Below are 23,805 nucleotides of genomic sequence, written 5' to 3'. Positions count from 1 at the left end.
GTTGATCTCCTCGGCCACCGCGCTCTGTTCCTCGGCGGCGCTGGCGATCTGCAGGTTCATGTCGTTGATCACCCCCACCGCCTCGCCGATGCGCTGCAACGCCGCTACCGCCTGCTCGACCTGGCTGACGCTGCCCTGGGCCTGCTGGTGGCTGCTGTGCATGGCGGTGACCACTTCGCGGGTGCCGTTCTGCAGGCCTTCGATCACCTGGCGGATTTCCTCCACCGAGTCCTGGGTGCGCTTGGCCAGGTTGCGCACTTCGTCGGCCACCACCGCGAAGCCACGGCCAGCCTCGCCGGCGCGGGCCGCTTCGATGGCGGCGTTGAGGGCCAGCAGGTTGGTCTGTTCGGCGATGGCGCGGATCACCTCCAGCACCGAGCCGATCTGCTCGCTGCTGGCGGCCAGGCCCTCGACCTGGGTCATGGCCTGGCTCATGTCGCGGGCCAGTTCGTCGATGGCGCGGGTGGTCTGGTCGATCACCGCCAGGCCGTCGCGGGTGGCGCCGTCGGCCCCGCGGGCGGCGTCGGCGGCTTGGGCTGCGCTGTTGGCCACGTCGTGGGCGGTGGCGCTCATTTCCTGGGAGGCGGTGGCCACCTGCTCGATCTCGCGGAACTGCTGCTGCATGCCGGCGCTGGTCTGGGTCGACAGCGCGGCGGACTGGTCGGCGGTGGCGCGGGCGTCCTGCACCGAGGCCTTCACGTCGCGGATGATCGGCTGCAGTTTGTCGAGGAAGCGGTTGAACCAGCCGGCCAGTTCGCCCAGTTCGTCCTGGCCCTGGTATTTCAGGCGCTGGGTCAGGTCGCCCTCGCCGCTGGCGATGTCGCGCAGCATGCCGGCCACGCCGAGGATCGGGCGCGTCACGCCGCGAGCGGTCAGCCACAGCAGGACCAGCACCACCAGCGCCAGGCCGACGCCGAAGGCGGTTTCCCAGAGCGCGCCGCCGAGGTTGCGCGCATCCAGCTCGCCCTGCAGCTTCAGCGACGGCTCCAGCAGCACCGCGCGCGGCACTTCCAGCAGCACGCCCCAGTTCTTCGAATCGGGGATGGCCTGCAGCGGCTCGACCACCTGCAGCTTGTCCTCGCCCATCAGCGCCCTGGGCGTGCCGGCGGCCTGCACGGCGAGCAGTTCGGCGGCGTTGGCCACCGACTTGCCCAGCGGCTGGCCGAGCTGGTTGGCGTCCTGGCTGTCGCCGGCCAGCAACCCGGCCGGGCTGAGGATGCGGATAGCGCCCTGGCCGTCGTAGAGCGCGCGGTCGCCGTCCAGGGCCAGTTGCTGCAGGCGGCTCAGGCTGATGTCGGCGCCGACCACGGCCAGCAGCTTGCCGTTCTCCATCAGCGGGAACACCACGGTGGTCATCAGCACGCGCTGGCCGGAAGCGTCGTCGAAGTACGGGTTGAGCACGCAGGGCCGCAGGTTCTGCTTCGGGCACTGGTACCAGGTGTTGAACGGGGTGCCGTCGAGCATCGCGGTGGTGTCGGCGATCATCGCCTCGGTCACCGCCAGGCTGCTGTCGCCACTGGCCTTCTGCGCCCAGTAGGCGCCGAAGCGGCCCTTCTCGTTGCTGCCCAGGGCTTCCTGGCCGGCGAAGCGGGCGTCCTGGCCGTCGAGGGCCTCGGGCTCGAACACCACGTACAGGCTGAGCAGCGTCGGGTTGGACTTCAGGCCGTCGTGCACCAGCTTCACCAGGTCTTCGCGCAGCACCTGCGCATCGACGCCGTGCCGCGCGCTCTGGGCGCGCAACTGGGCGACCTGGCGGCTGAACTGGTCGCCGAAGTGGTAGACGTCGGTGAAGAAGCGCTGGATGGTCTCCGCCTGCTGCTCGGCCCGCGCCTGCATGCGCGCCTGGGCCGCATCCTCGAGCATCTGTGCATTGGCCGTCTTCACCAGTTGCAGGTTGTGGTTCATGCGCAGCAGCGAGCTGCCCACCAGCAAGGCCACGGTGCACAACAGGCAGAGGCCGGCCAGCAGGGTGATCTTCCACTGGATCGAAAGGCGCGTCAGGAACATGGGCGGAGGTCCTAGGAACGTGGGAGTGCCCCAGGCTATCGGCCTGGCGGGGGATTTCTGGAGGCGTCGGGCCAGTCGTTTTCCTGCTGCATCAGCGCGCGGTACTGGCCGGGGGTGGAGCCGGTCCACTTGCGGAAGGCCTTGTAGAAGGCGCTGGTGTCGGCGAAGCCGAGTTCCTCGGCCAGTTCGGCGAAGTTGCCTTCGCCGGCGTCCAGGCGGGCGATGGCCAGGTCGCGGCGCAGCTGGTCCTTCAGCGCCTGGTACGACTGGCCTTCGGCGGCGAGCTTGCGGCGCAGCGTCGAGGACGCCATGTAGAAGTGGCTGCCCAGCGCCTCCAGGTCCGGCCAGCGCTCGCAGCGCTGGCTGCGCAGGTAGGCCTTGATGCGCGCCGCCAGGCTCTGCGGGTCGCGGTAGCGCACCAGGATGTTGGCCGGGGCGCCGACCAGGAAGCGCCGCAGCTCGCGTTCGTCGCGGCGCACCGGCAGGGCCAGGGCCTCGGCGTTGAACAGCAGGCGCGTCTGCCGGCGGGCGAAGCGCAGGTTGTCGCTGAACATCACCCGGTAGTCCTCGATGTAGTCCGGTTGCGGGCTGCGCAGGTCGATGGCGAGGATGGGGATGCGCCGGCCCACCAGCCAGCAGGCCAGGCCGTGGACCATCAGGTACAGGGTGAAGTAGCAGAAGGCCCGCTGCGGCGGCGCCGCGCCCTCGTCGAGCTGGATGGCGGCCACCCCGTCCTGGCTCACCAGGCGTGGCTGCAGGCCGTCGAAGACCAGGCCTAGGAAGGCCAGGGCACGCTCCAGCGCAGCCTCCAGGGTCGCTTCGTGGATCGCCGTGCGGGCCATGAAGTTGAAGCTGCCGGACTTCATCCGCCGCGGGTTCATGGCGAAGAATTCGTCGTCCAGCGCCTTCGCCAGGCGCAGCCAGAGCCGCGAATAGGCCTGGATCGGCACCCGCGCGTAGGGCTTGCCGACGAGTTCGCCGGCGATGCCCGCCGCGGCCAGCAGCGCGGACGCGTCGAGGCCCTGGCGAACGGGTTCGGCCAGGGCCTCGTTGACCAGGCGGATGGAGATGGTGCCCTTCTCTACCGGCATGGCGCCTCGCGTCCGTCAGCCACGCAGTTCCTCGATGCTGATCTCGCGCATGCGGAACTTCTGGATCTTGCCGGTCACCGTCATCGGGAACTCGTCGCAGAAGCGGAAGTAGCGCGGCACCTTGAAGTGGGCGATGCGCGCCTTGCAGAAGGCCCGCAGTTCCTCCTCGTCGACGCCGTGGCCGGGGTGGAACTTGACCCAGGCCACCAGCTCCTCGCCGTACTTGTCGTCGGGGATGCCGATCACCTGGGCGTCGGCCACGGCGTGGTGGGTGTAGAGGAATTCCTCGATCTCGCGCGGGTAGATGTTCTCGCCGCCGCGGATGATCATGTCCTTGCTGCGCCCGACGATGCGCACGTTGCCCGCCTCGTCCATCACCGCCAGGTCGCCGGTGAGCATCCAGCGCGCCGGGCTGATGGCCTCGGCCGTGGCCTGGGGGTTGTTCCAGTAGCCGAGCATCACGCTGTAGCCGCGGGTGCACAGCTCGCCGATGGTGCCGCGCGGGACGATGCGGCCGTCGCCGTCGATGATCTTGCTCTCCAGCTGCGGCTGGGTGCGGCCAACGGTGGTCACGCGGATTTCCAGCTCGTCGTCCGGGCCGGTCTGCAGCGACACCGGGCTGGTCTCGGTCATGCCGTAGGCGATCTGCACCTCGGCCATGTGCATTTCATTGATGACCCGGCGCATCACCTCGATCGGGCAGGTGGCGCCGGCCATGATCCCGGTGCGCAGGCTGGACAGGTCGAATTCGGCGCGGCGCGGGTGGTCCAGCTCGGCGATGAACATGGTGGGCACGCCGTACAGCGCGGTGGCGCGTTCCTCGGCCACGGCAGCGAGGGTCGCTTCCGGCTCGAAGCTGGGCGCCGGGTAGATCATGGTGGCGCCGTGGGTCATGCAGCCGAGGTTGCCCATCACCATGCCGAAGCAGTGGTACAGCGGCACCGGGATCACCAGGCGGTCGTGCTCGGTGAGGCCGATGCTCTCTCCGACCATGTAGCCGTTGTTGAGGATGTTGTAGTGGCTGAGGGTGGCGCCCTTGGGGAAGCCGGTGGTGCCGGAGGTGTACTGGATGTTGATCGGCTCGTCGAACTGCAGCAGCGCCTGGCGCTGCGCCAGCTCCTCGGCGGATACCGAGGCGCCTATGCCTTCCAGCTGGTCCCAGCGGAGGAACCCGGCCGGGGCCTGGGCGGCCAGGCTGACCACCCCGCTCAGCTCCGGCAGGCGCGCGCTGTTCAGCTCGCCCGGGCGGCAGTCGCGCAGCTCCGGCAGCAGTTCGGCGAGCATGCCGTGGTAGTCGGAGGTCTTGAAGGCGTCGGCGCACACCAGCCAGCGGCAGCCGGACTGCTTCAGCGCGTACTCCAGCTCGTTGGCGCGGTAGGCCGGGTTGATGTTGACCAGCACGGCGCCGATCTTGGCGCTGGCGAACTGGGTGATGCACCACTGCGCGCAGTTCGGCGCCCAGATGCCCAGGCGGTCGCCCTGGCGCAGGCCCAGGGCGAGGAAGGCGCGGGCCGTGGCGTTCACCGCCTCGGCCAGCTGGGCCCAGGTGTAGCGCAGGTTCTGATGCCGCACCACCAGCGCCTCGCGGTCGGCGAAGCGGCTGGCGGTGTCGTCGAAGGCAGCGCCTATGGTCATGGCCAGCAGCGGCTTGTCCTGGCGGCCACGGGTATAGCTCGGGTGGTTCATGGCGTTCCCTTGTTGTGCTTGTTCTGGGACTGGGCTCACGACCGGGCCCACAGGCATGGGCATGACCGGCCGGTCGGCGGCTCGCGGAGCATCTTTACGTTAACGTAAAGGTAAACGCAAGCCCGCGATCCGCTTCGTTCTCTACAGCTTAGCCAGTCAAGCTTCATGCCACAGAAGTACAACACCTTGAGAATCAGACACTTGGAATAATCCGACAGCCGACACCCGGGCGCGGGATTCGCATTTCGCAACACTTGGCGAGACACTTTCTCATTCCCGCCGCTGCGCTTTCAAAGTGATACACGCACTTGTGCCTGCAAGCCTTTGAAATTCTTTCCCCTGGCCCGCTGCCAGGCTGATGCACGCTCACCGGTCATGGATTAGAATTCTGGGAAATTGCCTACATGGATGTAGCCCCTCCCACTTGTGCGAATCACATCCATGAACACTCGTCGTTCGATCCTGGGCCTTTTCTTCACCTGTACCTTTGCCCTCGCCCTGCCCTCCCTCGCCGCCAGCAAGGCGGAAGTCACTCCCAGCCAGCTGGTCCTGGCCTCCGGCAGCGCCCTGGTGGTGGACCTGAACTCCGACAAGGTCGTGTATTCCAGCAACCCCGACGTGGTCCGCCCGATCGCCTCGGTGACCAAGCTGATGACCGCCATGGTGGTGCTCGACGCCAAGCTGCCGCTGGACGAGCAGATCGACGTGGACATCTCCGAGACCGCCGAGATGAAGGGCGTGTTCTCCCGCGTGCACCTGGGCAGCCGCATCGACCGCCGGCAGATGCTGCTGCTGGCGCTGATGTCCTCGGAAAACCGCGCCGCCGCCAGCCTGGCCCACCACTACCCGGGCGGCAGCGTGGCCTTCGTCAAGGCGATGAACGCCAAGGCGAAATCCCTGGGCATGCTGCACACCCACTACGTGGAGCCCACCGGCCTGTCGATCGACAACACTTCCACCGCCCATGACCTGATCCGCCTGGTCAAGGCCGCCTACCAGTACCCGCTGATCCGCGAACTGAGCACCACCGCGACCAAGGATGCGCGCTTCAGCCACCCCAGCTACGCGCTGAGCTTCTTCAACACCAACCCGCTGGTGCGTGCCGGCAAGTGGGACATCCGCCTGACCAAGACCGGCTTCACCAACCAGGCCGGGCATTGCCTGGTGATGGTCACGGTGATGAACGGCCGCCCGGTGGCCCTGGCCCTGCTCGACGCCTTCGGCAAGCGCACCCACGTGGCCGACGCCGCGCGCATCCGCCGCTGGGTGGAAACCGGCAAGGCCTCGCCGGTGCCGGCGGTGGCGCTGCGTTACAAGCAGGCGAAGCAGACGCAGGGGATGCAGGCGGCGGAGTGATGGTGTTTACCGGGGGCTTGGGTGTTCGGGGTTGAGAGCGCCCTCTCCCTAACCCTCTCCCTGAAGGGAGAGGGGACCGTTCGGTGTGCTTGGATGCTCATGAGTCAGTCGGCAATCACTGAAGAGTGCAGGCACGGACTGGCTTGGCGTAGGAGCGAGCTTGCTCGCGAACGGGGTTTCCCGGCACTTCGGTGTCAAGACTGAGAGCGCCCTCTCCCTAACCCTCTCCCTGAAGGGAGAGGGGACCGTTCGGTGTGCTCGGGTATTTCGGAGTTCGCCGGCAACGCCGGAGGTTTCTGGCTGAAACCATTCCTTCTCTCGGTACGGACTAGCCCCCTCTCCCTTCAGGGAGAGGGCTGGGGAGAGGGTTACGGGCTCCCTCGCCACACCAGAGCCCAACCCATACTCCGCCCTTCCCTACTGACCCACCTCCCACATCCCGGTACAGTGCCCGCTCAAAGCCCCCCAAGCACCAGGCCGCCCATGCACGACAACTCCCCCCTCACGGACTACCAGAGCGTCCGCCAGTTGGCGATCCGCTCGCTGTTCGAGATCTTCGAGCAGTTCAGCGAGGGCACCGTGATCGTCGACCGCGACGCCAACATCGTCTGGATCAACCAGCGCTACGCCCAGCGCTTCGGCCTGGACGAGGCCGAGCAGGCCGTCGGCCGGCCGGTGGAGAGCGTGATACCCGGTAGCCTGATGCGCGAAGTGGTGCGCAGCGGCCGGCCGATGCTGCTGGACATCCTCGACATGCCGCGCGACCCGCTGGTGGTGATGCGCATGCCGATCCGCGACGACGCCGGGCAGGTCATCGGCGCCATCGGCTTTGCCCTGTTCGACGAGCTGCGCTCGCTGTCGCCGCTGCTCAGCCGCTACCAGCGCATGCGCCAGGAGCTGGCCTCCACCCGCTCGCTGCTGCAGGCGCGCCAGGCCAAATACAGCCTGGCGCACTTCATCGGCAACGGCGGCGCCAGCCTGGAGGTCAAGCGCCGCGCCCGCCGCGCCGCCACCAGCGAGGCGCCGGTGCTGCTGCTGGGCGAGACCGGCACCGGCAAGGAGTTGCTCGCCCACGCCATCCACAGCGCCTCGGCGCGGGCCGGCAAGGCCTTCGTCAGCATCAACGCCGCGGCCATTCCGGAAACCCTGCTGGAGGCGGAATTCTTCGGCACCGCGCCGGGCGCCTTCACCGGCGCCGACCGCAAGGGCCGCCCGGGCAAGCTGCAGATCGCCCAGGGCGGCACCCTGTTCCTCGACGAGATCGGCGACATGCCCCTGCCGCTGCAGAGCAAGCTGCTGCGCGTGCTGCAGGAGAAGGAATTCGAGCCGGTAGGCTCCAACGAAGTGCTGCGCAGCGACGTGCGGCTGATCGCGGCCACCTCCATCGACCTGGACAAGGCCGTGCGCGAGGGCCGCTTCCGCGCCGACCTGTACTACCGCATCAACGTGGTGCCCATCGGGATACCGCCGCTGCGCGAGCGCCTGGAGGACCTGCCGGCGCTGTGCGAGGCCATCCTCGACGACCTGCGCGAGGACAACCACGCCCTCTACGAGCTGGACGCCGACGCCCTCGCCCTGCTGCGCCGCCACGCCTGGCCGGGCAACGTGCGCGAACTGCGCAACCTGCTGGAGCGCACCGTGCTGCTCAACGACCGGGCGCAACTGGACGCCCAGGCCCTGCGCGCCGCCCTCGGCCCGCTGCAGGCGCCGCCGGCGCAGGCGGACGGCAACCGCGCCAGCCTGGCCGAGGGGCAGGACTTCTACGCCGCGCGCGAGGCCTTCGAACGCGAGCTGATCGGCAACGTGCTGGCCGAACAGGCCGGCAACGTCGAGGCGGCCGCGCGGCGCCTGGGGCTGGGCCGCTCGACGCTGTACAAGAAGATGGCCGCCCTGGGCCTTTCGTCCTGAAACAGAGACTTTTCTATATTCAGAGACAACCCGGATTCCACGCGCCTTCAGGTACATGGCAACCGTCTTTGTCCACGAATGGAGACAAAGCCCGGCGCACGCTTTCCGTAAACCAAAATAAATCCCTTTAAAATCAACTAGTTAAACATCTGGCACGGTTCTCGCTATCCGGCCCGAGCGGCCATCCGCCGCACGCCGACATAACAACAACCAACGCCGTCCGCGCACGAACGTTACCCACGGGGCCCACGGCCCGCCCCGGTTCGCCGCCGCGCCGCGCCAGGAGTACTAGCAAACATGAGCAGAACCCCGCTCAACCATGCCGTCGCCCTCGCCACCCTGGGCTCCACCCTCGGCATCGCGCTCCCCGTCCAGGCCGATTTCCTCGCCGACAGCAAGGCCAGCCTCGAACTGCGCAACTTCTACTTCAACCGTGATTTCCGCCAGGACGCCGCGCCCCAGTCGAAACAGGAGGAATGGGCGCAGGGCTTCCTGCTGCGCTACGAATCCGGCTTCACCGAGGGGACCATAGGCGTGGGCGTCGACGCCATCGGCCTGCTGGGCGTGAAGCTCGACTCCAGCCCCGACCGCGCCGGCTCCGGCCTGCTGCCGCGCGATCGCGAGAAGGTCCACGGCGCCCAGGACGACTACAGCGAGCTGGGCCTGACCGCCAAGCTGCGCGCCTCCCACAGCGTGCTCAAGGTCGGCACCCTGCTGCCCAAGCTGCCCAGCGTGCTGGCCAACGACTCGCGCCTGCTGCCGCAGACCTTCCAGGGCGCGCACCTGAATTCCGCCGAATTCGCCGGCCTGACCTTCGACGCCGGCCGCCTGCGCCAGGTCAGCCAGCGCGATTCCTCCGACAGCGAGGACATGACGCTCACCACCGGCAACGCCCGCGGCATCGTCGCCAGCGCCGACAGCGACCGCTTCGACTTCGCCGGCCTGAGCTACAAATGGACGCCGCAGCTGACCACCGGCTACAACTACGCCAGGCTCGACGGCCTGTACGACCAGCACATCGTCAACCTGCTGCACGTGCTGCCCATCGCCGAAGGCCAATCGCTGAAGACCGACCTGCGCTTCGCCCGCTCCAAGGACGACGGCCACAGCAACGTCGACAACCGCGCCTTCGGCGCCATGCTCACCTACAGCCTCGGCGGCCATGCCTTCGGCGCCGGCTACCAGGTCATGAACGGCGACACCGGCTTCGCCTACATCGGCGGCACCGACGCCTTCCTGGTCAACTTCGTGCAGATCGGCGACTTCGCCAACCGCGACGAGAAGTCCTGGCAGCTACGCTACGACTACGACTTCGCCGCTCTGGGCGTGCCCGGCCTGACCTTCATGACGCGCTACCTGTCCGGCGACGACATCGAGCTGGGCGCCGGCAAGCCGGAGGGCAAGGAGTGGGAGCGCAACACGGACATCGGCTACGTGGTGCAGAGCGGCCCGCTGAAGAACTTCGGCGTCAAATGGCGCAACGCTAGCGTGCGCTCCAGCCACTTCGGCAACGACCTGGACGAGAACCGGCTGATCCTCAGCTACGTGCTGCCGCTCTGGTAATCGCCGGCATTCGCGCCACCATCACAATAATCATGCGCGGCCACGGCGCCGCGCGGCTCCAGGAGAACTGCCCATGAGCGTGGTCATCGCCCTCGCCGCCCTCGTCCTGCTGATGCTGGCCGCCTACCGCGGCTACAGCGTCATCCTCTTCGCCCCCATCGCGGCGCTGCTCGCCGTGCTCCTCACCGACCCGTCGGCGGTGGCGCCGGCCTTCACCGGCGTGTTCATGGAGAAGATGGTCGGCTTCGTCAAACTGTACTTCCCGGTGTTCCTGCTCGGCGCCGTGTTCGGCAAGCTCATCGAGCTGTCGGGCTTCTCGCGCTCAATAGTCGCGGCGGCCATCCGCCTGCTCGGCACCCGCCAGGCCATGCTGGTGATAGTGCTGGTGTGCGCCCTGCTCACCTACGGCGGCGTGTCGCTGTTCGTGGTGGTGTTCGCGGTGTACCCCTTCGCCGCCGAGATGTTCCGCCAGAGCGACATCCCCAAGCGGCTGATCCCGGCGACCATCGCCCTGGGCGCCTTCAGCTTCACCATGGACGCCCTGCCCGGCACCCCGCAGATCCAGAACATCATCCCCACCGCCTTCTTCGGCACCAACGGCTGGGCCGCGCCCTGGCTGGGGCTGATCGGCAGCCTGTTCGTATTCTTCGTCGGCATGCTGTTCCTGCGCCGCCAGGCCAAACGTGCCCACGCCGCCGGCGAAGGCTATGGCCACGAGCTGCGCAACGAGCCGGAAACCGCCAGCGACATCGCCCTGCCCCACCCACTGCTGGCGCTGTCGCCGCTGGTGCTGGTGGGCGTGGCCAACCTGCTGTTCACCCACTGGATCCCGCAGCTCTACGGCAAGACCCACAGCCTGCAGCTGGCCGGCATGGCCGCGCCGGTGGCCAGCGACGTGAGCAAGCTCACTGGCATCTGGGCAGTGCAGGCGGCGCTGCTGCTGGGCATCCTGCTGGTGCTGGCCAGCAGCTACCGGGCGATCCGCAGCCGCCTCGCCGAGGGCAGCAAGACCGCGGTGTCCGGCGCCCTGCTGGCGGCCATGAACACCGCCTCGGAATACGGTTTCGGCGCGGTCATCGCCTCGCTGCCGGGCTTCCTGGTGCTGGCCGATGCGCTCAAGAGCATCCCCAACCCGCTGGTCAACGAGGCCATCACCGTCACCACCCTGGCCGGCATCACCGGCTCGGCCTCCGGCGGCATGAGCATCGCCCTGGCGGCCATGTCCGAGCAGTTCATCGCCGCCGCCCACGCCGCCAACATTCCCCTGGAGGTGCTGCACCGCGTCGCCGCCATGGCCAGCGGCGGAATGGACACGCTGCCGCACAACGGCGCGGTGATCACCCTGCTGGCGGTCACCGGCCTGACCCACCGCGAGGCCTACAAGGACATCTTCGCCATCACCCTGATCAAGACCCTGGCGGTCTTCGTGGTGATCGCTACCTTCTACGCAACCGGCATCGTTTGATGCCGAGTACCACCCGGCGGCCCGCTGAGGGCCGCCACAGGCAGGAGAAACGACCATGAACCTCAAAGGCAAGATCGCGCTGGTCACCGGCGCCACCAGCGGCATCGGCCTGGGCATCGCCCACAGCCTGGCCGCGGCCGGCGCCCAGGTGGTGATCAACGGCTTCGGCGATGTCGAGGGCGCCCTGACCGAGTTGGGCCGCCACGGCACGCGGATCGGCCACCACCCGGCGGACATGGCCGAGCCGGCGCAGATCGCCGAGATGATCGCCTACGTCGAGCGCGAGTTCGGCGCGCTGGACATCCTGGTCAACAACGCCGGCATCCAGCACGTGGACGCCGTGGAAGACTTCCCGGTGGAGCGCTGGAACGCGATCATCGCCATCAACCTCTCCGCGGTGTTCCACAGCACGCGCCTGGCGCTGCCGGGCATGCGCCGGCGCAACTGGGGGCGCATCGTCAACGTCGCCTCCACCCACGGCCTGGTGGCCTCCGCCGGCAAGAGCGCCTACGTCGCCGCCAAGCACGGGGTGATCGGCCTGACCAAGAGTGTCGCCCTGGAAACCGCCACCACGCCCATCACCTGCAACGCCATCTGCCCCGGCTGGGTGCTGACGCCGCTGGTGCAGAAGCAGATAGACGCGCGCATAGCCGAGGGCGCCAGCCCCGAGCAGGCGCGCCACGACCTGCTGGCGGAAAAGCAGCCGTCCCTGGAGTTCGTCACCCCCGAACAACTGGGCGAGCTGGCGCTGTTCCTCTGCAGCGAGGCCGCCGCCCAGGTGCGCGGCGCCGCCTGGAACATGGACGGCGGCTGGGTCGCCCAGTGAGCGTCCGCCCCCGCCGCCAGCCGGCGGGGGCCAGCGCCGGATCGTCGCTGGGCGGAAGACGTCGCAATCCCGTGCCACACTGACAGGACAAGCAGTGGATGGACGGACGCCCCTATGAAGCCCTTGTGGACCCCTTCCGCCGAACGCATCGCCGCCAGCCGGATGGACGCCTTTCGCCGGCAGGTCAACCAGCGCCATGGCCTGGCGCTAGCCGACTACCCCGCCCTGCACGCCTGGAGCATCGAGCACCGCGAGGCCTTCTGGCAGGCCATCGTCGACAGCTTCGACGTACGCTTCCACAACCCGCCGCGCACGGTGCTGGAGGAAGGCCCGCGGATGCCCGACGCGCGCTGGTTCCCCGGCGCCACCCTGAACTTCGCCGAACACCTGCTGCGCCGCCGCGACGAGGCCACGGCAGTGGTGGCCATAGGCGAAGACGGCAGCCGCGAAAGCCTCAGCCATGCCGAGCTGGCCGCCCAGGTCGCCGGCCTGCAACGCAGCCTGCGCGCTGCCGGGGTGGGCGTGGGCGACCGCGTGGCGGCCTTCATGCCCAATACCTGGCAGACCCTGGTGGGCATGCTCGCCGCCACCAGCCTGGGCGCCACCTGGTCGAGCTGCTCGCCGGACTTCGGCACCCAGGGGGTGATCGACCGCTTCGGCCAGATCGAGCCCAAGGTGCTGATCGCCTGCGCCGGCTACCGCTACGCCGGCAAGGTGCTGGACCTGACCGGCAAGCTCAACGAGATACTGGAAAAGCTGCCATCGCTGCAGCAACTGGTGGTGGTGCCCTACGCGCGGCCAGAGGCTCGCCCAACTGATTACAAGTCAGTTGCTCTAACTACCCTGTGGAACGACTTCTACCAGAGCGGCGGCGAACCCGAATTCACCCCGGTGCCCTTCGCCCATCCGCTGTACATCCTCTATTCCAGCGGCACCACCGGCGTGCCCAAGTGCATCGTCCACTCCACCGGCGGCGTGCTGCTGCAGCACCTCAAGGAGCACGCGCTGCACACCGACCTGCACTCCGGCGACGTGCTGTTCTACTACACCACCTGCGGCTGGATGATGTGGAACTGGCTGGTCTCGGGCCTGGCGGTGGGCGCCAGCCTGGTGCTCTACGACGGCTCGCCCTTCCACCCCGGCCCGGAACGGCTGATGGACCTGGTCGACGCCGAGGCCATCAAGGTCTTCGGCACCAGCGCCAAGTACATCGCCGCGCTGGAGAAGGCCGGCGTGCGCCCGGCGCAGACGCATAGCCTGGACAGCCTGCAGACGCTGCTCTCCACCGGCTCGCCGCTGGCCCACGAGAGCTTCGACTACGTCTACCGCGACATCAAGGCCGACCTGTGCCTGTCGTCCATCTCCGGCGGCACCGACATCGTCTCCTGCTTCGCCCTGGGCAACCCCACGGCGCCGGTGTGGCGCGGCGAGCTGCAATGCAAGGGCCTGGGCATGGCGGTGGAAGTCTGGGACGACGACGGCAGGCGCCTGCGCAGCGGCAAGGGCGAGCTGGTCTGCACCCGGCATTTCCCGTCGATCCCGGTGGGTTTCTGGAACGATCCGCAGGGCGAGAAATTCCACGACGCCTACTTCGCCACCTTCCCCGGCATCTGGGCCCACGGCGACTACGCCGAGGAAACCGCCCACGGCGGCCTGGTGATCCACGGCCGCTCCGACGCCGTGCTCAACCCCGGCGGCGTGCGCATCGGCACGGCGGAAATCTACCGCCAGGTGGAAAAGGTCGACGAGGTGCTGGAATCCATCGCCATCGGCCAGGACTGGCAAGGCGACGTGCGCGTGGTGCTGTTCGTGCGCCTGCGCGAAGGCGTGCAGCTGGACGAGTCGCTAGAGGAGAAAATCCGCCAGACCATCCGCGCCAACACCACCCCGCGCCACGTGCCGGCGAAGATCATCGCGGTGGCCGACATCCCCCGCACCCTCAGCGGCAAGATAGTCGAGCTGGCGGTACGCAACGTGGTGCACGGCAGGCCGGTGAAGAACACCGACGCCCTGGCCAACCCGCAGGCGCTGGAGTTGTATCGGGAGCTGGAGGAGTTGAAGTCCTGATGCGGGCAATCGACGGTGTTGGCCGGTAGCCGCTGGGGTTCGGGGTGATTCCGTTCCCTCACCCCAGCCCTCTCCCAGAGGGAGAGGGAGCCGTTCGGCGTGAACCTGTAGGAGCGGGCCCTGCCCGCGATTCGCGCGCAGGGCGCGCTCCTACATAGAACCACCGCGGTTGGCACCCCGTAGGATGGGTTGAGCGAAGCGATACCCATCACCATGGCAGCATGGGTTTCGCAAGCTCAACCCATCCTACGAAAGCACCTCGGTGCAGTCGGCAAGACAGGCGCATCAAGCGCGAAGGAAGGCCAGCACCTTGTCGCTGAAGGCCTCGCCGGCCTGGACGTTGGACAGGTGCGCGGCGTGGAATTCCACCAGCTCGGCGCCCTGGATGCGTTCCTGCATGAAGCGGCCGTGCTCGATGGTGGTCACCGGATCGCCGCTGCCGCAGACGACCAGGGTCGGCGCGCGGATGGCGCCCAGCTGTTCGCGGAAGTCGGCGTCGCGCACCGCGGCGCAGTTGGCTGCGTAGCCTTCCGGCGAGGTCTGCGCCAGCATGGCCACGATGGGCTCGACCTTGCCCGGCTGGGCCTCGGCGAAGTCGGCGGTGAACCAGCGCGAGATGGAGGCGTCGCGCAGGTCGCGCATGGCCTGGGCGCCACCGGAAAGCACGGTGTCGATGCGCGGGTTCCAGACTTCCGGGGTGCCGATCTTCGCGGCAGTGTTGCACAGCACCAGGCGCTCGATGCGCTCGGGGGCGTTGATCGCCAGCCACTGACCGATCAGGCCGCCCATGGACAGGCCGCAGAAGCTGGCCTTGGCGATGTTCAGCGCGTCCAGCAGGGCCAGCACGTCGCCACCGAGCTGTTCGATGCTGTAGGGGCCCTCGCTGACCAGCGAGGCGCCGTGGCCGCGGGTGTCGTAGCGCAGCACCTGGAAGTGCCGGGTGAAGGCCGGGATCTGCGCGTCCCACATGTGCAGGTCGGTGCCCAGGGAGTTGGACAGCACCAGCACCGGCGCGCCGGCCGGGCCTTCGAGGAGGTAGTTCAGTTCGCCGTCGGCGAGCTTGACGGTAGGCATCGGGGACTCCGTTGAATCAGGAACGACGCCCGCTCGGGGCGGGCGTCGGGGATTTTGCCAGGAAGATGGGTATCGCTGCGCTCCACCCATCCTACCGGGAGTGACGACCGTTCAGACGCGCTCGACAGCCAGCGCAACGCCCTGCCCCACGCCCACGCACATGGTGCACAGGCCGCGCTTGCCGCCGCTCTTCTCCAACTGGTGCACGGCGGTCAGGACCAGGCGGGCGCCGCTGGCGCCCAGCGGGTGGCCGAGGGCGATGGCGCCGCCGTTGGGGTTGACCCGCGCGTCGTCGTCGGCGATGCCTAGCTCGCGGGTGACCGCCAGGCCCTGGGCGGCGAAGGCTTCGTTCAGTTCGATGACGTCGAAGTCGCTCACCGCCAGGTTCAGACGCTCCAGCAGCTTGCGCACCGCCGGCACCGGGCCGATGCCCATCACCCGCGGGGCGACGCCGGCGCTGGCCATGCCCAGCACCTTGGCGCGGGGTTTCAGGCCATGTTTCTTCACCGCCTCGGCGGAAGCCAGGATCAGCGCCACCGAGCCGTCATTGACGCCCGAGGCGTTGCCGGCGGTGACGGTCTTGTCCGGGCCGTTGACCGGCTTGAGCTTGGCCAGGGCTTCGAGAGTGGTGTCCGGGCGCGGGTGCTCGTCGGTGTCGACGACGGTCTCGCCCTTGCGGCCCTTGATCACCACCGGGACGATTTCCTCGGCGAAGTAGCCGGCGGCCTGGGCGCGCCCGGCCAGTTGCTGGCTGCGCAGGGCGAAGGCGTCCTGGTCGGCGCGGCTGACCTTGTAGTCGTCGGCGACGTTGTCGGCAGTCTGCGGCATCGCATCGACGCCGTACTGGGCCTTCATCAGCGGGTTGATGAAGCGCCAGCCGATGGTGGTGTCCTCGATCTTCTGGCCGCGGCCGAAGGCGCTGTCCGCCTTGCCCATCACGTAGGGCGCGCGAGACATGGACTCCACGCCGCCGGCGATGGCCAGCTCGATCTCGCCGCTGGCGATGGCGCGGAAGGCTGTGCCCACCGCGTCCATGCCCGAGGCGCAGAGGCGGTTCAGGGTCACGCCGGGGATGCTCTCCGGCAGGCCGGCCAGCAGCAGAGCCATGCGCGCGACGTTGCGGTTGTCCTCGCCGGCCTGGTTGGCGCAGCCGAGGTAGACCTCGTCCAGCTGCGCCCAGTCGACCTGCGGGTTGCGCTCGACCAGGGCCTTGATCGGGGTGGCCGCCAGGTCGTCGGCGCGCACCACCGAGAGCGAGCCGCCGAAGCGGCCGATGGGCGTGCGCACGGCGTCGCAGATGTAGACCTCGCGGCTCATTCCTCACCCCCTTGCTGGCCGTGGGCGGCCGCGGTGCGGGCTTCCAGGGCGCGCAGGGCTTGCAGCTCGACCTCGGTGGGCGCCACGGTCTCGGCGACCTGCTCGGCGAAGCGGATGGCCCAGCCGGTGTTCTCGATCACCTGCTCGCGGCTCACGCCCGGGTGCAGCGAGGTGACGATGAATTCGTTGCTGCCGGCTTCCGGCTCCATGATGCACAGGTCGGTGATGATCGCCACCGGGCCCTTGCCGGGCAGGCCGAGCTGCTGGCGGTGGTCGCCGCCCTCGCCAAAGCCGACCGAGGTGATGAAGGCCAGCTTGTCGACGAAGGTGCGGTGCGACTGCTTGAGGATGATCAGCACTTCCTTGGCGGAACCGGCGATCTCCGGGGCGCCGCCGGCGCCGGGCAGGCGTACTTTCGGCTTGTTGTAGTCGCCGATGACGGTGGTGTTGATGTTGCCGAAGCGGTCGACCTGGGCCGCGCCGAGGAAGCCGACGTCGATGCGCCCGCCCTGCAGCCAGTAGCGGAAGATTTCGCCGGTGGGCACCACGGTGTCGGCGGTTTCGGCCAGTTCGCCGTCGCCGATGGACAGCGGCAGCACGCTGGGCTTGGCGCCGATGGGGCCGGATTCGTAGATCAGGACCACGTCCGGCGAGGAGGTCAGGCGCGCCAGGTTGGCGGCCTTGGACGGCAGGCCGATGCCGACGAAGCAGACCGCGCCGTTCTTCAGGCGGCGGGCGGCGGCCACGGTCATCATTTCATTGGTGCTGTAGGCGCTCATCATTTGCCCTCCGCGATTTTCTTCTGGAACTCGGCGAAATCCTTGGTGCCGCGGATGTAGGTGTCGATCCAGGCGGTGAAGGTCTCGCGGTCGCGGGCGATCGGGTCCCAGGCCTGGTAGAAGCGGTTGTCGCGCTCGTAGTAGCCGTGGGCGTAGGACGGGTGCGCGCCGCCGGGCACGTGGCAGACGGCGGACAGCGCCCAGGTCGGCAGCACGCAGGCGTTCATCGGCGCGTTGAGGTCGTCGACGATCTCTTCCACGGTGACGATGCAGCGCTTGGCGGCCAGGGCGGCTTCCTTCTGCACGCCGAGGATGCCCCACAACAGCACGTTGCCCTTGCGGTCGGCCTTCTGCGCGTGGATCACGGTGACGTCCGGGCGCACCGAGGGCACGGCGGCCAGCTGCTCGCCGGTGAACGGGCAGTTGATGAACTTGATGTTCGGGTTGACCTTCGGCAGGTCGGAGCCGGCGTAGGCGCGCAGCACGGCGAACGGCAGGCCCGAGGCGCCGGCGACGTAGGAGTTGGCCAGGTCGGCGTGGCTGTGCTCGTCGATTTCCAGCGGCTGCGGCCAGCCCTTCTCCACCGCGTCGCGCAGGCGGTGCAGCGAGCCCACGCCGGGGTTGCCGCCCCAGGAGAAGGTCAGCTTGCGGGCGCAGCCGGCGCCGATCAGCAGGTCGTAGACCAGGTCGGGAGTCATGCGCACCAGGTGCAGGTCTTTCTTGCCCTGGCGGATGAGTTCGTGGGAAGCGGCGGTGGGGATCAGGTGGGTGAAGCCTTCGAGGGCGACGGTATCGCCGTCGTTCACGAAACGCTCGACCGCTTCGCGCAGGGTCAGGAGTTCAGCCATTGTCGGTCTCGTCTTGGGGTCCAGGGCATCCGCGGATGCCGATGGGCAAGACAGTAGCGCCGGGGCCGGGGGCCAAACAATGCGATTATCGACTATCGGTGCGGTTATCGAACAATTCCAACCTACAGGCCCCTACCGCCCAAACCACGAAAATGACCAGGGACCCGCAGGAGAAACTGTCTTGCAGGCCGCGCCGAGGCGCTCTTCGTAGGATGGTGTTGAGCGAAGCGATACCCATCAGCGCAACCGCATGGGTTTCGCAAGCTCAACCCATCCTACGAAAAGCCATGATCGTTCGTGCGCTAGCGGGCCATGCCCGCGATCGCGCATGGCGCGCTCCTACGGTGGAGGCATATGCCTATCAGCGGTCCTGCTCGCAGTTGATCATCCAGGGCACCCCGAAGCGGTCGGTGAACATGGCGAAGGCGGCGGCCCAGAAGGTCTGCTGCAGTTCCATGGTGACCTGGCCGCCTTCGCTCAGGGCCTCGTAGATGCGCCGGGCTTCGGCCTTGCTGTCCACCTGCAGGGAGACGGACACGCCCTTGGTGCCCTCGTAGGGCATCGGCGGGCAGTTGTCCGAGCCCATCAGCACCTGGTCGCCCACCTCCAGGCGCACGTGCATCACGCGGTCGGCGGCGTCGGGTGGAATCTGCCCCATGTCCGGGGCGTCCTTGAAGCGCATGAGCATCGGCAGCTTGCCGCCGAGCACCTCGGCGTAGCGGGTGAAGGCTTGCTCGCAGTTGCCGTCGAAGATCAGGTAGGCCTGGATTTTCATCTGGAGTCTCCTGCCGGCTCAGTCCTTGCCGGCGATGCGGGCGCGCAGGCGTTCTTCCTGCTCGCGCAGTTCCTCGGTGAATTCGGCGCCGAAGTCCTCGGCCTCGAAGACCTGGCGGATCTCGATCTCCGACGGGCCGTCGAAGGGGCTGGGGCAGCGCTTGATCCAGTCGATGCATTCCTGCAGCGAATCGCACTGCAGCAGCCAGAAGCCGGCGATCAGCTCGCGGGTCTCGGCGAAGGGGCCGTCGACGACCGTGCGCGAGGCGCCGTCGAAACGCACCCGGGCGCCCTTCGAGCTGGGCTGCAGACCTTCGCCGGCGAGCATCACCCCGGCGGCGACCAGCTCCTCGTTGAACTTGCCCATGGCCGTCAGCAGCTCTTCCGAGGGCATGACGCCGGCCTCCGAATCCGCGGTGGCCTTGACTATCGCCATGAAGCGCATGGTGGTTCTCCTCTTCTCGTGAAGTCGAGTGGGCCCACTGCCCCGCTCTGCCTGGTAGTCGATGCGCGCGGGGCGCGATCGACAACAGCGCAGACCGTTCGTCGGCACCGCCCGGGCGGCGATGGCGGCAAACAGGAAGAACGATAGACAGGCCCGGCGACCGGGCAAGCCGGCGCGACGAACGCACCCGCCAGGCTGGACGCCCGCCGCCCGAGGCCCTAGATTGGCCGGTTCCCGAGAACCCCCGAGCAAGGAGCCCCAGCATGAGCCTGGAATCGGTCCGCGCCTTCTTCGCCGAGAAGGCCCCCGACATCGCCATCATCGAACTGGACACCAGCACCGCCACCGTCGCCCTGGCCGCCGAGGCCCACGGCGTGGAGCCGGGGCGCATCGCCAAGACGCTGTCGCTGCGGGTGGGCGAGCGCACCGTGCTGGTGGTCGCCCGCGGCGACGCCCGCCTGGACAACCGCAAGCTCAAGGAAGCCCTGGGCGGCAAGGCGAAGATGCTCGGCGCCGAGGAAGTGGTGGAACTCACCGGCCACCCGGTGGGCGGCGTCTGCCCCTTCGGCCTGGCCAGCCCGCTGCCGGTGTACTGCGACGTGTCGCTGCGTGCCTTCGACGAAGTGCTGCCGGCGGCCGGCGCCCTGCACAGCGCCGTGCGCATCGCCCCGGAACGCCTGGCGAGCCTGGTCGAGGCCGACTGGGTGGATGTTTGCCAGGAGCCGGTCTGAGCTCATGTGGGGGTTGAGGGGCGGGAGCATTCGAAGAGCACGAAGAGCGCCCTCTCCCGAGCCCTCGGCTGCGCGCCCCGCCCTGAAGGGAGAGGGGACCGTTGGGCAGACGCTGATGTTCTGGAGTCAGCCGGCTGGCACCGTAATTGCCGGCTGAAACCAGGCCTCCTCTCGGCACGGACCAGCCCCCTCTCCCTTCAGGGAGAGGGTTGGGGAGAGGGTACGGAGTCCACCGAAAGCACCGCAGCCGCCGGGAAACACAGTTCGCGAGCAAGCTCGCTCCTACGAAAATGCCGGCGTCGTCAGCGGTTACGCCTCAACGCTCCCGCAACGCTTCGGCGCGAGCCCGCAGGATGGGCTTGAGCAGGTAGCTGAGGATGCTCTTCTTACCGGTCATGATGTCCACGCTGGCGACCATCCCGGGGATGATCAGCAGCGGTTTCTCGTCGCTGCCCAGGTGGCTTTTGCGGGTGCGCAGCTTGATCAGGTAGAAGCTGTTGCCGTCCTCGTCGGTGACGGTGTCGGCGCCTATCTGTTCCAGTTCCGCCGGCAGGCCGCCGTAGATGGTGTAGTCGTAGGCGGTGAACTTGACCATGGCCTTCTGCCCGGGGTGCAGGAAGGCGATGTCCTGCGGGCGGATGCGCGCTTCCACCAGCAGGGTGTCGTCCAGCGGGACGATTTCCACCAGATCGCTGCCCGGCTGGATCACCCCGCCAATGGTGTTCACCAGCAACTGCTTGACGATGCCGCGCACCGGCGAGGTGACCAGGGTGCGATTGACGCGATCCTCCAGGGCCTTGCCGGTGGCTTCGGCCTTGCTCAGGTCGGTGCGCGCCTCGTTGAGTTCCTTGAGCGCGTCGCTGCGGAAGCGCGCGCGGGTCTCGGCGACCTTGCGCTCGACTTCCTTGATCGCCGCCTCGGCGCGGGGGATGGCCAGGCTGGTGGCGTCCAGCTGGCCGCGGTTCTCCACCTCGGCGCGCTTGAGGCGCAGCAGCTCCACCTGGGACATGGCGCCCTGCCCCACCAGCGGCGCGGACATGGCGATCTCCTGGCGCAGCAGCTCCAGGCTGTTGCGGTACTGCGCCTGCTTGGAGGCGAACTCGCGCAGCTCCTGCTGCTTCTGCACCAGCTGTTGCTCCAGGCCGGCGACCTCGTCCTTGAGCTGCTGCTGGCGGCTCTGGAACAGCGCCTCCTCGCTGCCGGTCTGGCCCGGGACCTTGGCGCGGACGTCGTCGGGGATGCGCAGCTCGCGGTCCTCCACCTCGGCGGAAAGGCGCTCCACGCGCAGGAACATGGCCAGGCGGTCGGCCTCGGTCTCGCCGACGTTGGACTGGAAGCGCGTCGGGTCCAGGCGCATCAGCGATTCGCCGGCCTGCACCACCTGGCCTTCGTGGACGAAGATCTGCGAAACGATGCCGCCCTCCAGGTTCTGGATCTTCTGCACCTTGGACGAGGGAATCGCCTTGCCTTCGCCGCGGGTCACCTCGTCGATCTCGGCGAAGTGCGCCCACAGGCCGAGGAACAGGGCGAAGCCGACCAGCGCCCAGATGGTCAGGCGCACCACCCGCGGGGCGTCCTCCACCAGGGCCTTGCTGACTTCCGGCAGCGGCTGCCCGGAAAGGTCTTCGCTGCCGCGGAAATAGCCGCGGATGGACTGGCCGAAGAGGCCGAACGGATTAAGCGACACTGATCTGCCCCTTCTTCAATGCGTCCAGCACCACGTCCTTCGGCCCGTCGGCGATGATCCGCCCGCGGTCGACGATCACCAGGCGCTCCACCAGGCTGAGCATGGAGGCGCGGTGGGTGACCAGCAGCAGCGTCTTGTCGGCGATGAGCGGCTGCAGGCGCTGCTTCAGGAGTTCTTCGCCGGCGTTGTCCATGGAGCTGGTCGGCTCGTCCAGCAGCAGGATCGGCGGGTCCAGCAGCAGCGCGCGGGCCAGGGCGACGTTCTGCCGCTGGCCGCCGGAGAGGTTCAGGCCGCGCTCGCCCACCTGCAGTTCGTAGCCCTGCGGGTGCAGCCGGGCGAACTCGTGCACCCCGGCCAGTTCGGCGGCGCGCAGCGCTGTCTCGTCGTCGACGTAGCGCGCGCCGGCCACCAGGTTGTCGCGCAGGCTGCCGCTGAACAGGTTGATGTCCTGGGGCAGGTAGCCGATGTTGTGGCGCAGGTCGCTGACGTCCAGCTGCCGCGTGTCGACGCCGTCCACCAAGAGGCTGCCGCTGTCGGCGCGGTGCAGGCCGACGATCAGCTTGGCCAGGGAGCTCTTGCCCGAGCCGCTGCGGCCGATGATGCCGACCTTCTCGCCAGGGCGGATCACCAGGTTGATGTCGTGCAGCGCCTCGACCTGCTGGTTGGGGTAGGCGAAGTTCAGCTGGCGCAGCTCGATGCCGCCGCGCAGTTGCTGGCGGCTCAGCGGGCGCTCGCTGCTGTTGCGCTCCTGTTCCAGGGCCATCATCTGGTCGGTGCTGTGCATGGTCAGGCGCGCCTGCTGGTAGCGCTGGATCAGCCCGGAAAGCTGGGTCAGCGGGCCGAGGGCGCGGCCGTTGAGCATGTAGCAGGCGATCAGGCCGCCCATGCTGAGATCGCCGGCGATGATCAGGTAGACGCCGCCGATGATCATCACCACCCCGGCCAGGGCCTGGATCAGCAGCGTCAGGTTCATCGCCAGGCTGGACAGCAGCTTGACGCGCAGCTCCAGGCGGCCGAGGGTGCCGATGGTCTGCTCCCACAGGTACTGGCGCTCGCTCTCGGCGTTGTTGACCTTGACCGCGTCGAGCCCGGCGAGGGTCTCGATCAGGCTCGACTGGCGCTCGGCGGCCAGGGCCATGGTGCGGTTCATGGTTTCCACCAGCGGCTTCTGCAGCAGCCAGCCGATGCCGGCGGCCAGCGGGAAAGCCAGCAGCGGAACGAACACCAGCGGCCCGCCGATGATGCCGATCACCAGCAGGATCAGCAGGGTGAACGGCAGGTCGATCAGGCTGGTCAGCGTCAGCGAGGCGAGGAAGTCGCGCAGCGTCTGGAACTCGTGGATGTTCTGGGCGAAGCTGCCGACCCGCGCCGGGCGCTGCTTCAGGTCCATGCCGACGATGCGCTCGAAGAGGGTCGCGCTGATGATCAGGTCGGTCTTCTTGCCGGCCAGGTCCAGGCACAGGCCACGCAGGGTCTTGAGCAGCAGGTCGAACAGGTAGGCGCCGCTGATGCCGACGGCCAGCACCCACAGGGTGGCGGCGGCCTGGTTGGGCACCACGCGGTCGTAGACGTTCATCACGAACAGCGGCGCGGCCAGGGCGATGAGGTTGATCAGCAGGCTGGCCGCCACCGCGTCGACATACAGCCAGCGCGAGCGCATGAGAGTGTCGCGGAACCAGCGCCGCGCGCGGGGGATCATCTCGCCGTGCTGCAGGTCATGCTGGTGCTGCGGCTGGGCGAAGAAGGCCTGGCCGGCGTAGTCCTCGGCCAGCAGCTCGCGGGCCACCCGCACTTCGCCGCCGTCGCTCTCGCTGAGCAGCAGGCGCGCCTCGCCGCCGGCCTCCCAGCCCAGCAGCACGGCGCAGCGGCCGTCGCGCAGCAGCAACATGGCCGGCAGCGCGATGGCCGGGATGCGCTCCAGCGGCCGCCGCAGCAGGCGCCCCTGGAGGCCGGCGCGGGCTGCCGCGCGCGGCAGCAGCTCGGCGGACAGACGCTGCCCGGGCAGCGGCAGGCCGCTGGTGAGCATGGCCCGGCTGGCCGGCTTGCGGTGCAGCGCGCAGAGGCTCAGCAGGCTGTCCAGCAGCGGGTCGTCCAGCAGGACGCGCGGATCACGACTCAAGGGGACTCGGCTGGTTTCCTGATCCACGCGGGGCTACTCCGGGAGGGTTGGGCGCACGGCCG

18 protein-coding genes and 1 pseudogene are annotated in these 23,805 nt (G+C 68.4%); 7 read left to right on the top strand and 12 right to left on the bottom strand.

Annotation, left to right across the window (positions count from 1 at the left end; translation table 11 throughout):
• From RN02_RS34735 to RN02_RS17610, 4 genes and pseudogenes are all read right to left on the bottom strand, one after another.
• A partial coding sequence (locus tag RN02_RS34735; protein WP_442965427.1) for a methyl-accepting chemotaxis protein occupies positions 1-423 on the bottom strand: 423 nt, incomplete at its 3' end.
• 303 nt (positions 424-726) lie between these two features.
• Positions 727-1,836: pseudogene (locus RN02_RS34730) on the bottom strand (PDC sensor domain-containing protein); the annotation flags it as partial.
• Positions 1,837-2,042: 206 nt separating this feature from the next.
• The gene (locus RN02_RS17615) at positions 2,043-3,098 is read right to left on the bottom strand and encodes an AraC family transcriptional regulator (protein ID WP_043272653.1); all 1,056 of its coding nucleotides are present in this window, start codon (positions 3,096-3,098) and stop codon (positions 2,043-2,045) included.
• A gap of 15 nt (positions 3,099-3,113) precedes the next feature.
• Positions 3,114-4,784, bottom strand: coding sequence for an AMP-binding protein (locus RN02_RS17610; protein WP_009622229.1), 1,671 nt, complete (start codon positions 4,782-4,784; stop codon positions 3,114-3,116).
• 441 nt (positions 4,785-5,225) lie between these two features.
• Here RN02_RS17610 and pbpG point away from each other — a divergent pair, with 441 nt between their 5' ends.
• From pbpG to RN02_RS17580, 6 genes are all read left to right on the top strand, one after another.
• Positions 5,226-6,140 carry a D-alanyl-D-alanine endopeptidase gene (gene pbpG / locus RN02_RS17605; protein WP_052267760.1) on the top strand — a complete coding sequence of 305 codons (915 nt, stop codon included), beginning with the start codon at positions 5,226-5,228 and terminating at the stop codon, positions 6,138-6,140.
• A 483-nt stretch (positions 6,141-6,623) separates the two neighbouring features.
• Complete coding sequence (locus RN02_RS17600) at positions 6,624-8,048, top strand: sigma-54 interaction domain-containing protein (protein ID WP_043315519.1); 1,425 nt, start codon at positions 6,624-6,626, stop codon at positions 8,046-8,048.
• Between the two features lie 297 nt (positions 8,049-8,345).
• Entirely contained in the window at positions 8,346-9,611 is a 1,266-nt protein-coding gene (locus RN02_RS17595; protein ID WP_043315518.1) for an OprD family porin, read from the top strand.
• Positions 9,612-9,684: 73 nt separating this feature from the next.
• Positions 9,685-11,076 (top strand): GntP family permease, encoded by a 1,392-nt coding sequence (locus tag RN02_RS17590; RefSeq protein ID WP_043315516.1) that lies wholly within the window; start codon positions 9,685-9,687, stop codon positions 11,074-11,076.
• Between the two features lie 55 nt (positions 11,077-11,131).
• A complete protein-coding gene (locus RN02_RS17585; protein ID WP_009622234.1) occupies positions 11,132-11,902 on the top strand; it encodes a 3-hydroxybutyrate dehydrogenase in 771 nt (256 codons plus the stop codon).
• A gap of 114 nt (positions 11,903-12,016) precedes the next feature.
• Positions 12,017-13,969 (top strand): acetoacetate--CoA ligase, encoded by a 1,953-nt coding sequence (locus RN02_RS17580; protein WP_043272648.1) that lies wholly within the window; start codon positions 12,017-12,019, stop codon positions 13,967-13,969.
• Between the two features lie 285 nt (positions 13,970-14,254).
• Here the strand turns inward: RN02_RS17580 and pcaD are convergent, their stop codons facing one another.
• The 6 genes from pcaD to RN02_RS17550 form a co-directional block, all read right to left on the bottom strand.
• Positions 14,255-15,043 carry a 3-oxoadipate enol-lactonase gene (pcaD, locus tag RN02_RS17575; protein ID WP_043315513.1) on the bottom strand — a complete coding sequence of 263 codons (789 nt, stop codon included), beginning with the start codon at positions 15,041-15,043 and terminating at the stop codon, positions 14,255-14,257.
• A gap of 111 nt (positions 15,044-15,154) precedes the next feature.
• Positions 15,155-16,360 carry a 3-oxoadipyl-CoA thiolase gene (gene pcaF, locus RN02_RS17570; protein WP_043315511.1) on the bottom strand — a complete coding sequence of 402 codons (1,206 nt, stop codon included), beginning with the start codon at positions 16,358-16,360 and terminating at the stop codon, positions 15,155-15,157.
• A complete protein-coding gene (locus RN02_RS17565; RefSeq protein ID WP_043315509.1) occupies positions 16,357-17,139 on the bottom strand; it encodes a CoA-transferase subunit beta in 783 nt (260 codons plus the stop codon). Before RN02_RS17565 ends, pcaF begins: the two co-directional genes overlap by 4 nt.
• Positions 17,139-17,987 (bottom strand): CoA transferase subunit A, encoded by an 849-nt coding sequence (locus RN02_RS17560; RefSeq protein ID WP_009622241.1) that lies wholly within the window; start codon positions 17,985-17,987, stop codon positions 17,139-17,141. Before RN02_RS17560 ends, RN02_RS17565 begins: the two co-directional genes overlap by 1 nt.
• 361 nt (positions 17,988-18,348) lie before the next feature.
• Positions 18,349-18,762 (bottom strand): VOC family protein, encoded by a 414-nt coding sequence (locus RN02_RS17555; RefSeq protein WP_043315507.1) that lies wholly within the window; start codon positions 18,760-18,762, stop codon positions 18,349-18,351.
• Between the two features lie 18 nt (positions 18,763-18,780).
• A complete protein-coding gene (locus RN02_RS17550; protein ID WP_009622245.1) occupies positions 18,781-19,206 on the bottom strand; it encodes a YciI family protein in 426 nt (141 codons plus the stop codon).
• Positions 19,207-19,469: 263 nt separating this feature from the next.
• Here RN02_RS17550 and RN02_RS17545 point away from each other — a divergent pair, with 263 nt between their 5' ends.
• Positions 19,470-19,937: a YbaK/EbsC family protein gene (locus tag RN02_RS17545; protein WP_009622248.1), complete on the top strand. Its 468-nt coding sequence runs from the start codon at positions 19,470-19,472 to the stop codon at positions 19,935-19,937.
• A gap of 316 nt (positions 19,938-20,253) precedes the next feature.
• Here RN02_RS17545 and RN02_RS17540 read toward each other — a convergent pair whose 3' ends face one another.
• Both RN02_RS17540 and RN02_RS17535 read right to left on the bottom strand, forming a co-directional pair.
• Entirely contained in the window at positions 20,254-21,624 is a 1,371-nt protein-coding gene (locus RN02_RS17540) for an HlyD family type I secretion periplasmic adaptor subunit (RefSeq protein ID WP_043315505.1), read from the bottom strand.
• Complete coding sequence (locus RN02_RS17535) at positions 21,614-23,770, bottom strand: type I secretion system permease/ATPase (RefSeq protein ID WP_043315502.1); 2,157 nt, start codon at positions 23,768-23,770, stop codon at positions 21,614-21,616. Before RN02_RS17535 ends, RN02_RS17540 begins: the two co-directional genes overlap by 11 nt.
• Positions 23,771-23,805 lie beyond the last annotated feature (35 nt).

Origin of the sequence: Pseudomonas sp. PI1 (genome assembly GCF_000812405.1) — a bacterium.
Taxonomy (GTDB): domain Bacteria; phylum Pseudomonadota; class Gammaproteobacteria; order Pseudomonadales; family Pseudomonadaceae; genus Pseudomonas; species Pseudomonas citronellolis.
Note: the sequence above shows the minus strand (reverse complement) of the source record. Positions and strands in the feature narration are given on the sequence as shown.

Coding starts and splice junctions, on each gene's coding strand:
- pcaF (WP_043315511.1), bottom strand. CDS start 16,360: ATGAGCCGCGAGGTCTACATCTGCGACGCCGTGCGCACGCCCATCGGC.
- RN02_RS17555 (WP_043315507.1), bottom strand. CDS start 18,762: ATGAAAATCCAGGCCTACCTGATCTTCGACGGCAACTGCGAGCAAGCC.
- RN02_RS17600 (WP_043315519.1), top strand. CDS start 6,624: ATGCACGACAACTCCCCCCTCACGGACTACCAGAGCGTCCGCCAGTTG.
- pbpG (WP_052267760.1), top strand. CDS start 5,226: ATGAACACTCGTCGTTCGATCCTGGGCCTTTTCTTCACCTGTACCTTT.
- RN02_RS17615 (WP_043272653.1), bottom strand. CDS start 3,098: ATGCCGGTAGAGAAGGGCACCATCTCCATCCGCCTGGTCAACGAGGCC.
- RN02_RS17610 (WP_009622229.1), bottom strand. CDS start 4,784: ATGAACCACCCGAGCTATACCCGTGGCCGCCAGGACAAGCCGCTGCTG.
- RN02_RS17595 (WP_043315518.1), top strand. CDS start 8,346: ATGAGCAGAACCCCGCTCAACCATGCCGTCGCCCTCGCCACCCTGGGC.
- RN02_RS17590 (WP_043315516.1), top strand. CDS start 9,685: ATGAGCGTGGTCATCGCCCTCGCCGCCCTCGTCCTGCTGATGCTGGCC.
- RN02_RS17565 (WP_043315509.1), bottom strand. CDS start 17,139: ATGAGCGCCTACAGCACCAATGAAATGATGACCGTGGCCGCCGCCCGC.
- RN02_RS17560 (WP_009622241.1), bottom strand. CDS start 17,987: ATGGCTGAACTCCTGACCCTGCGCGAAGCGGTCGAGCGTTTCGTGAAC.
- RN02_RS17545 (WP_009622248.1), top strand. CDS start 19,470: ATGAGCCTGGAATCGGTCCGCGCCTTCTTCGCCGAGAAGGCCCCCGAC.
- RN02_RS17550 (WP_009622245.1), bottom strand. CDS start 19,206: ATGCGCTTCATGGCGATAGTCAAGGCCACCGCGGATTCGGAGGCCGGC.
- RN02_RS17585 (WP_009622234.1), top strand. CDS start 11,132: ATGAACCTCAAAGGCAAGATCGCGCTGGTCACCGGCGCCACCAGCGGC.
- RN02_RS17580 (WP_043272648.1), top strand. CDS start 12,017: ATGAAGCCCTTGTGGACCCCTTCCGCCGAACGCATCGCCGCCAGCCGG.
- pcaD (WP_043315513.1), bottom strand. CDS start 15,043: ATGCCTACCGTCAAGCTCGCCGACGGCGAACTGAACTACCTCCTCGAA.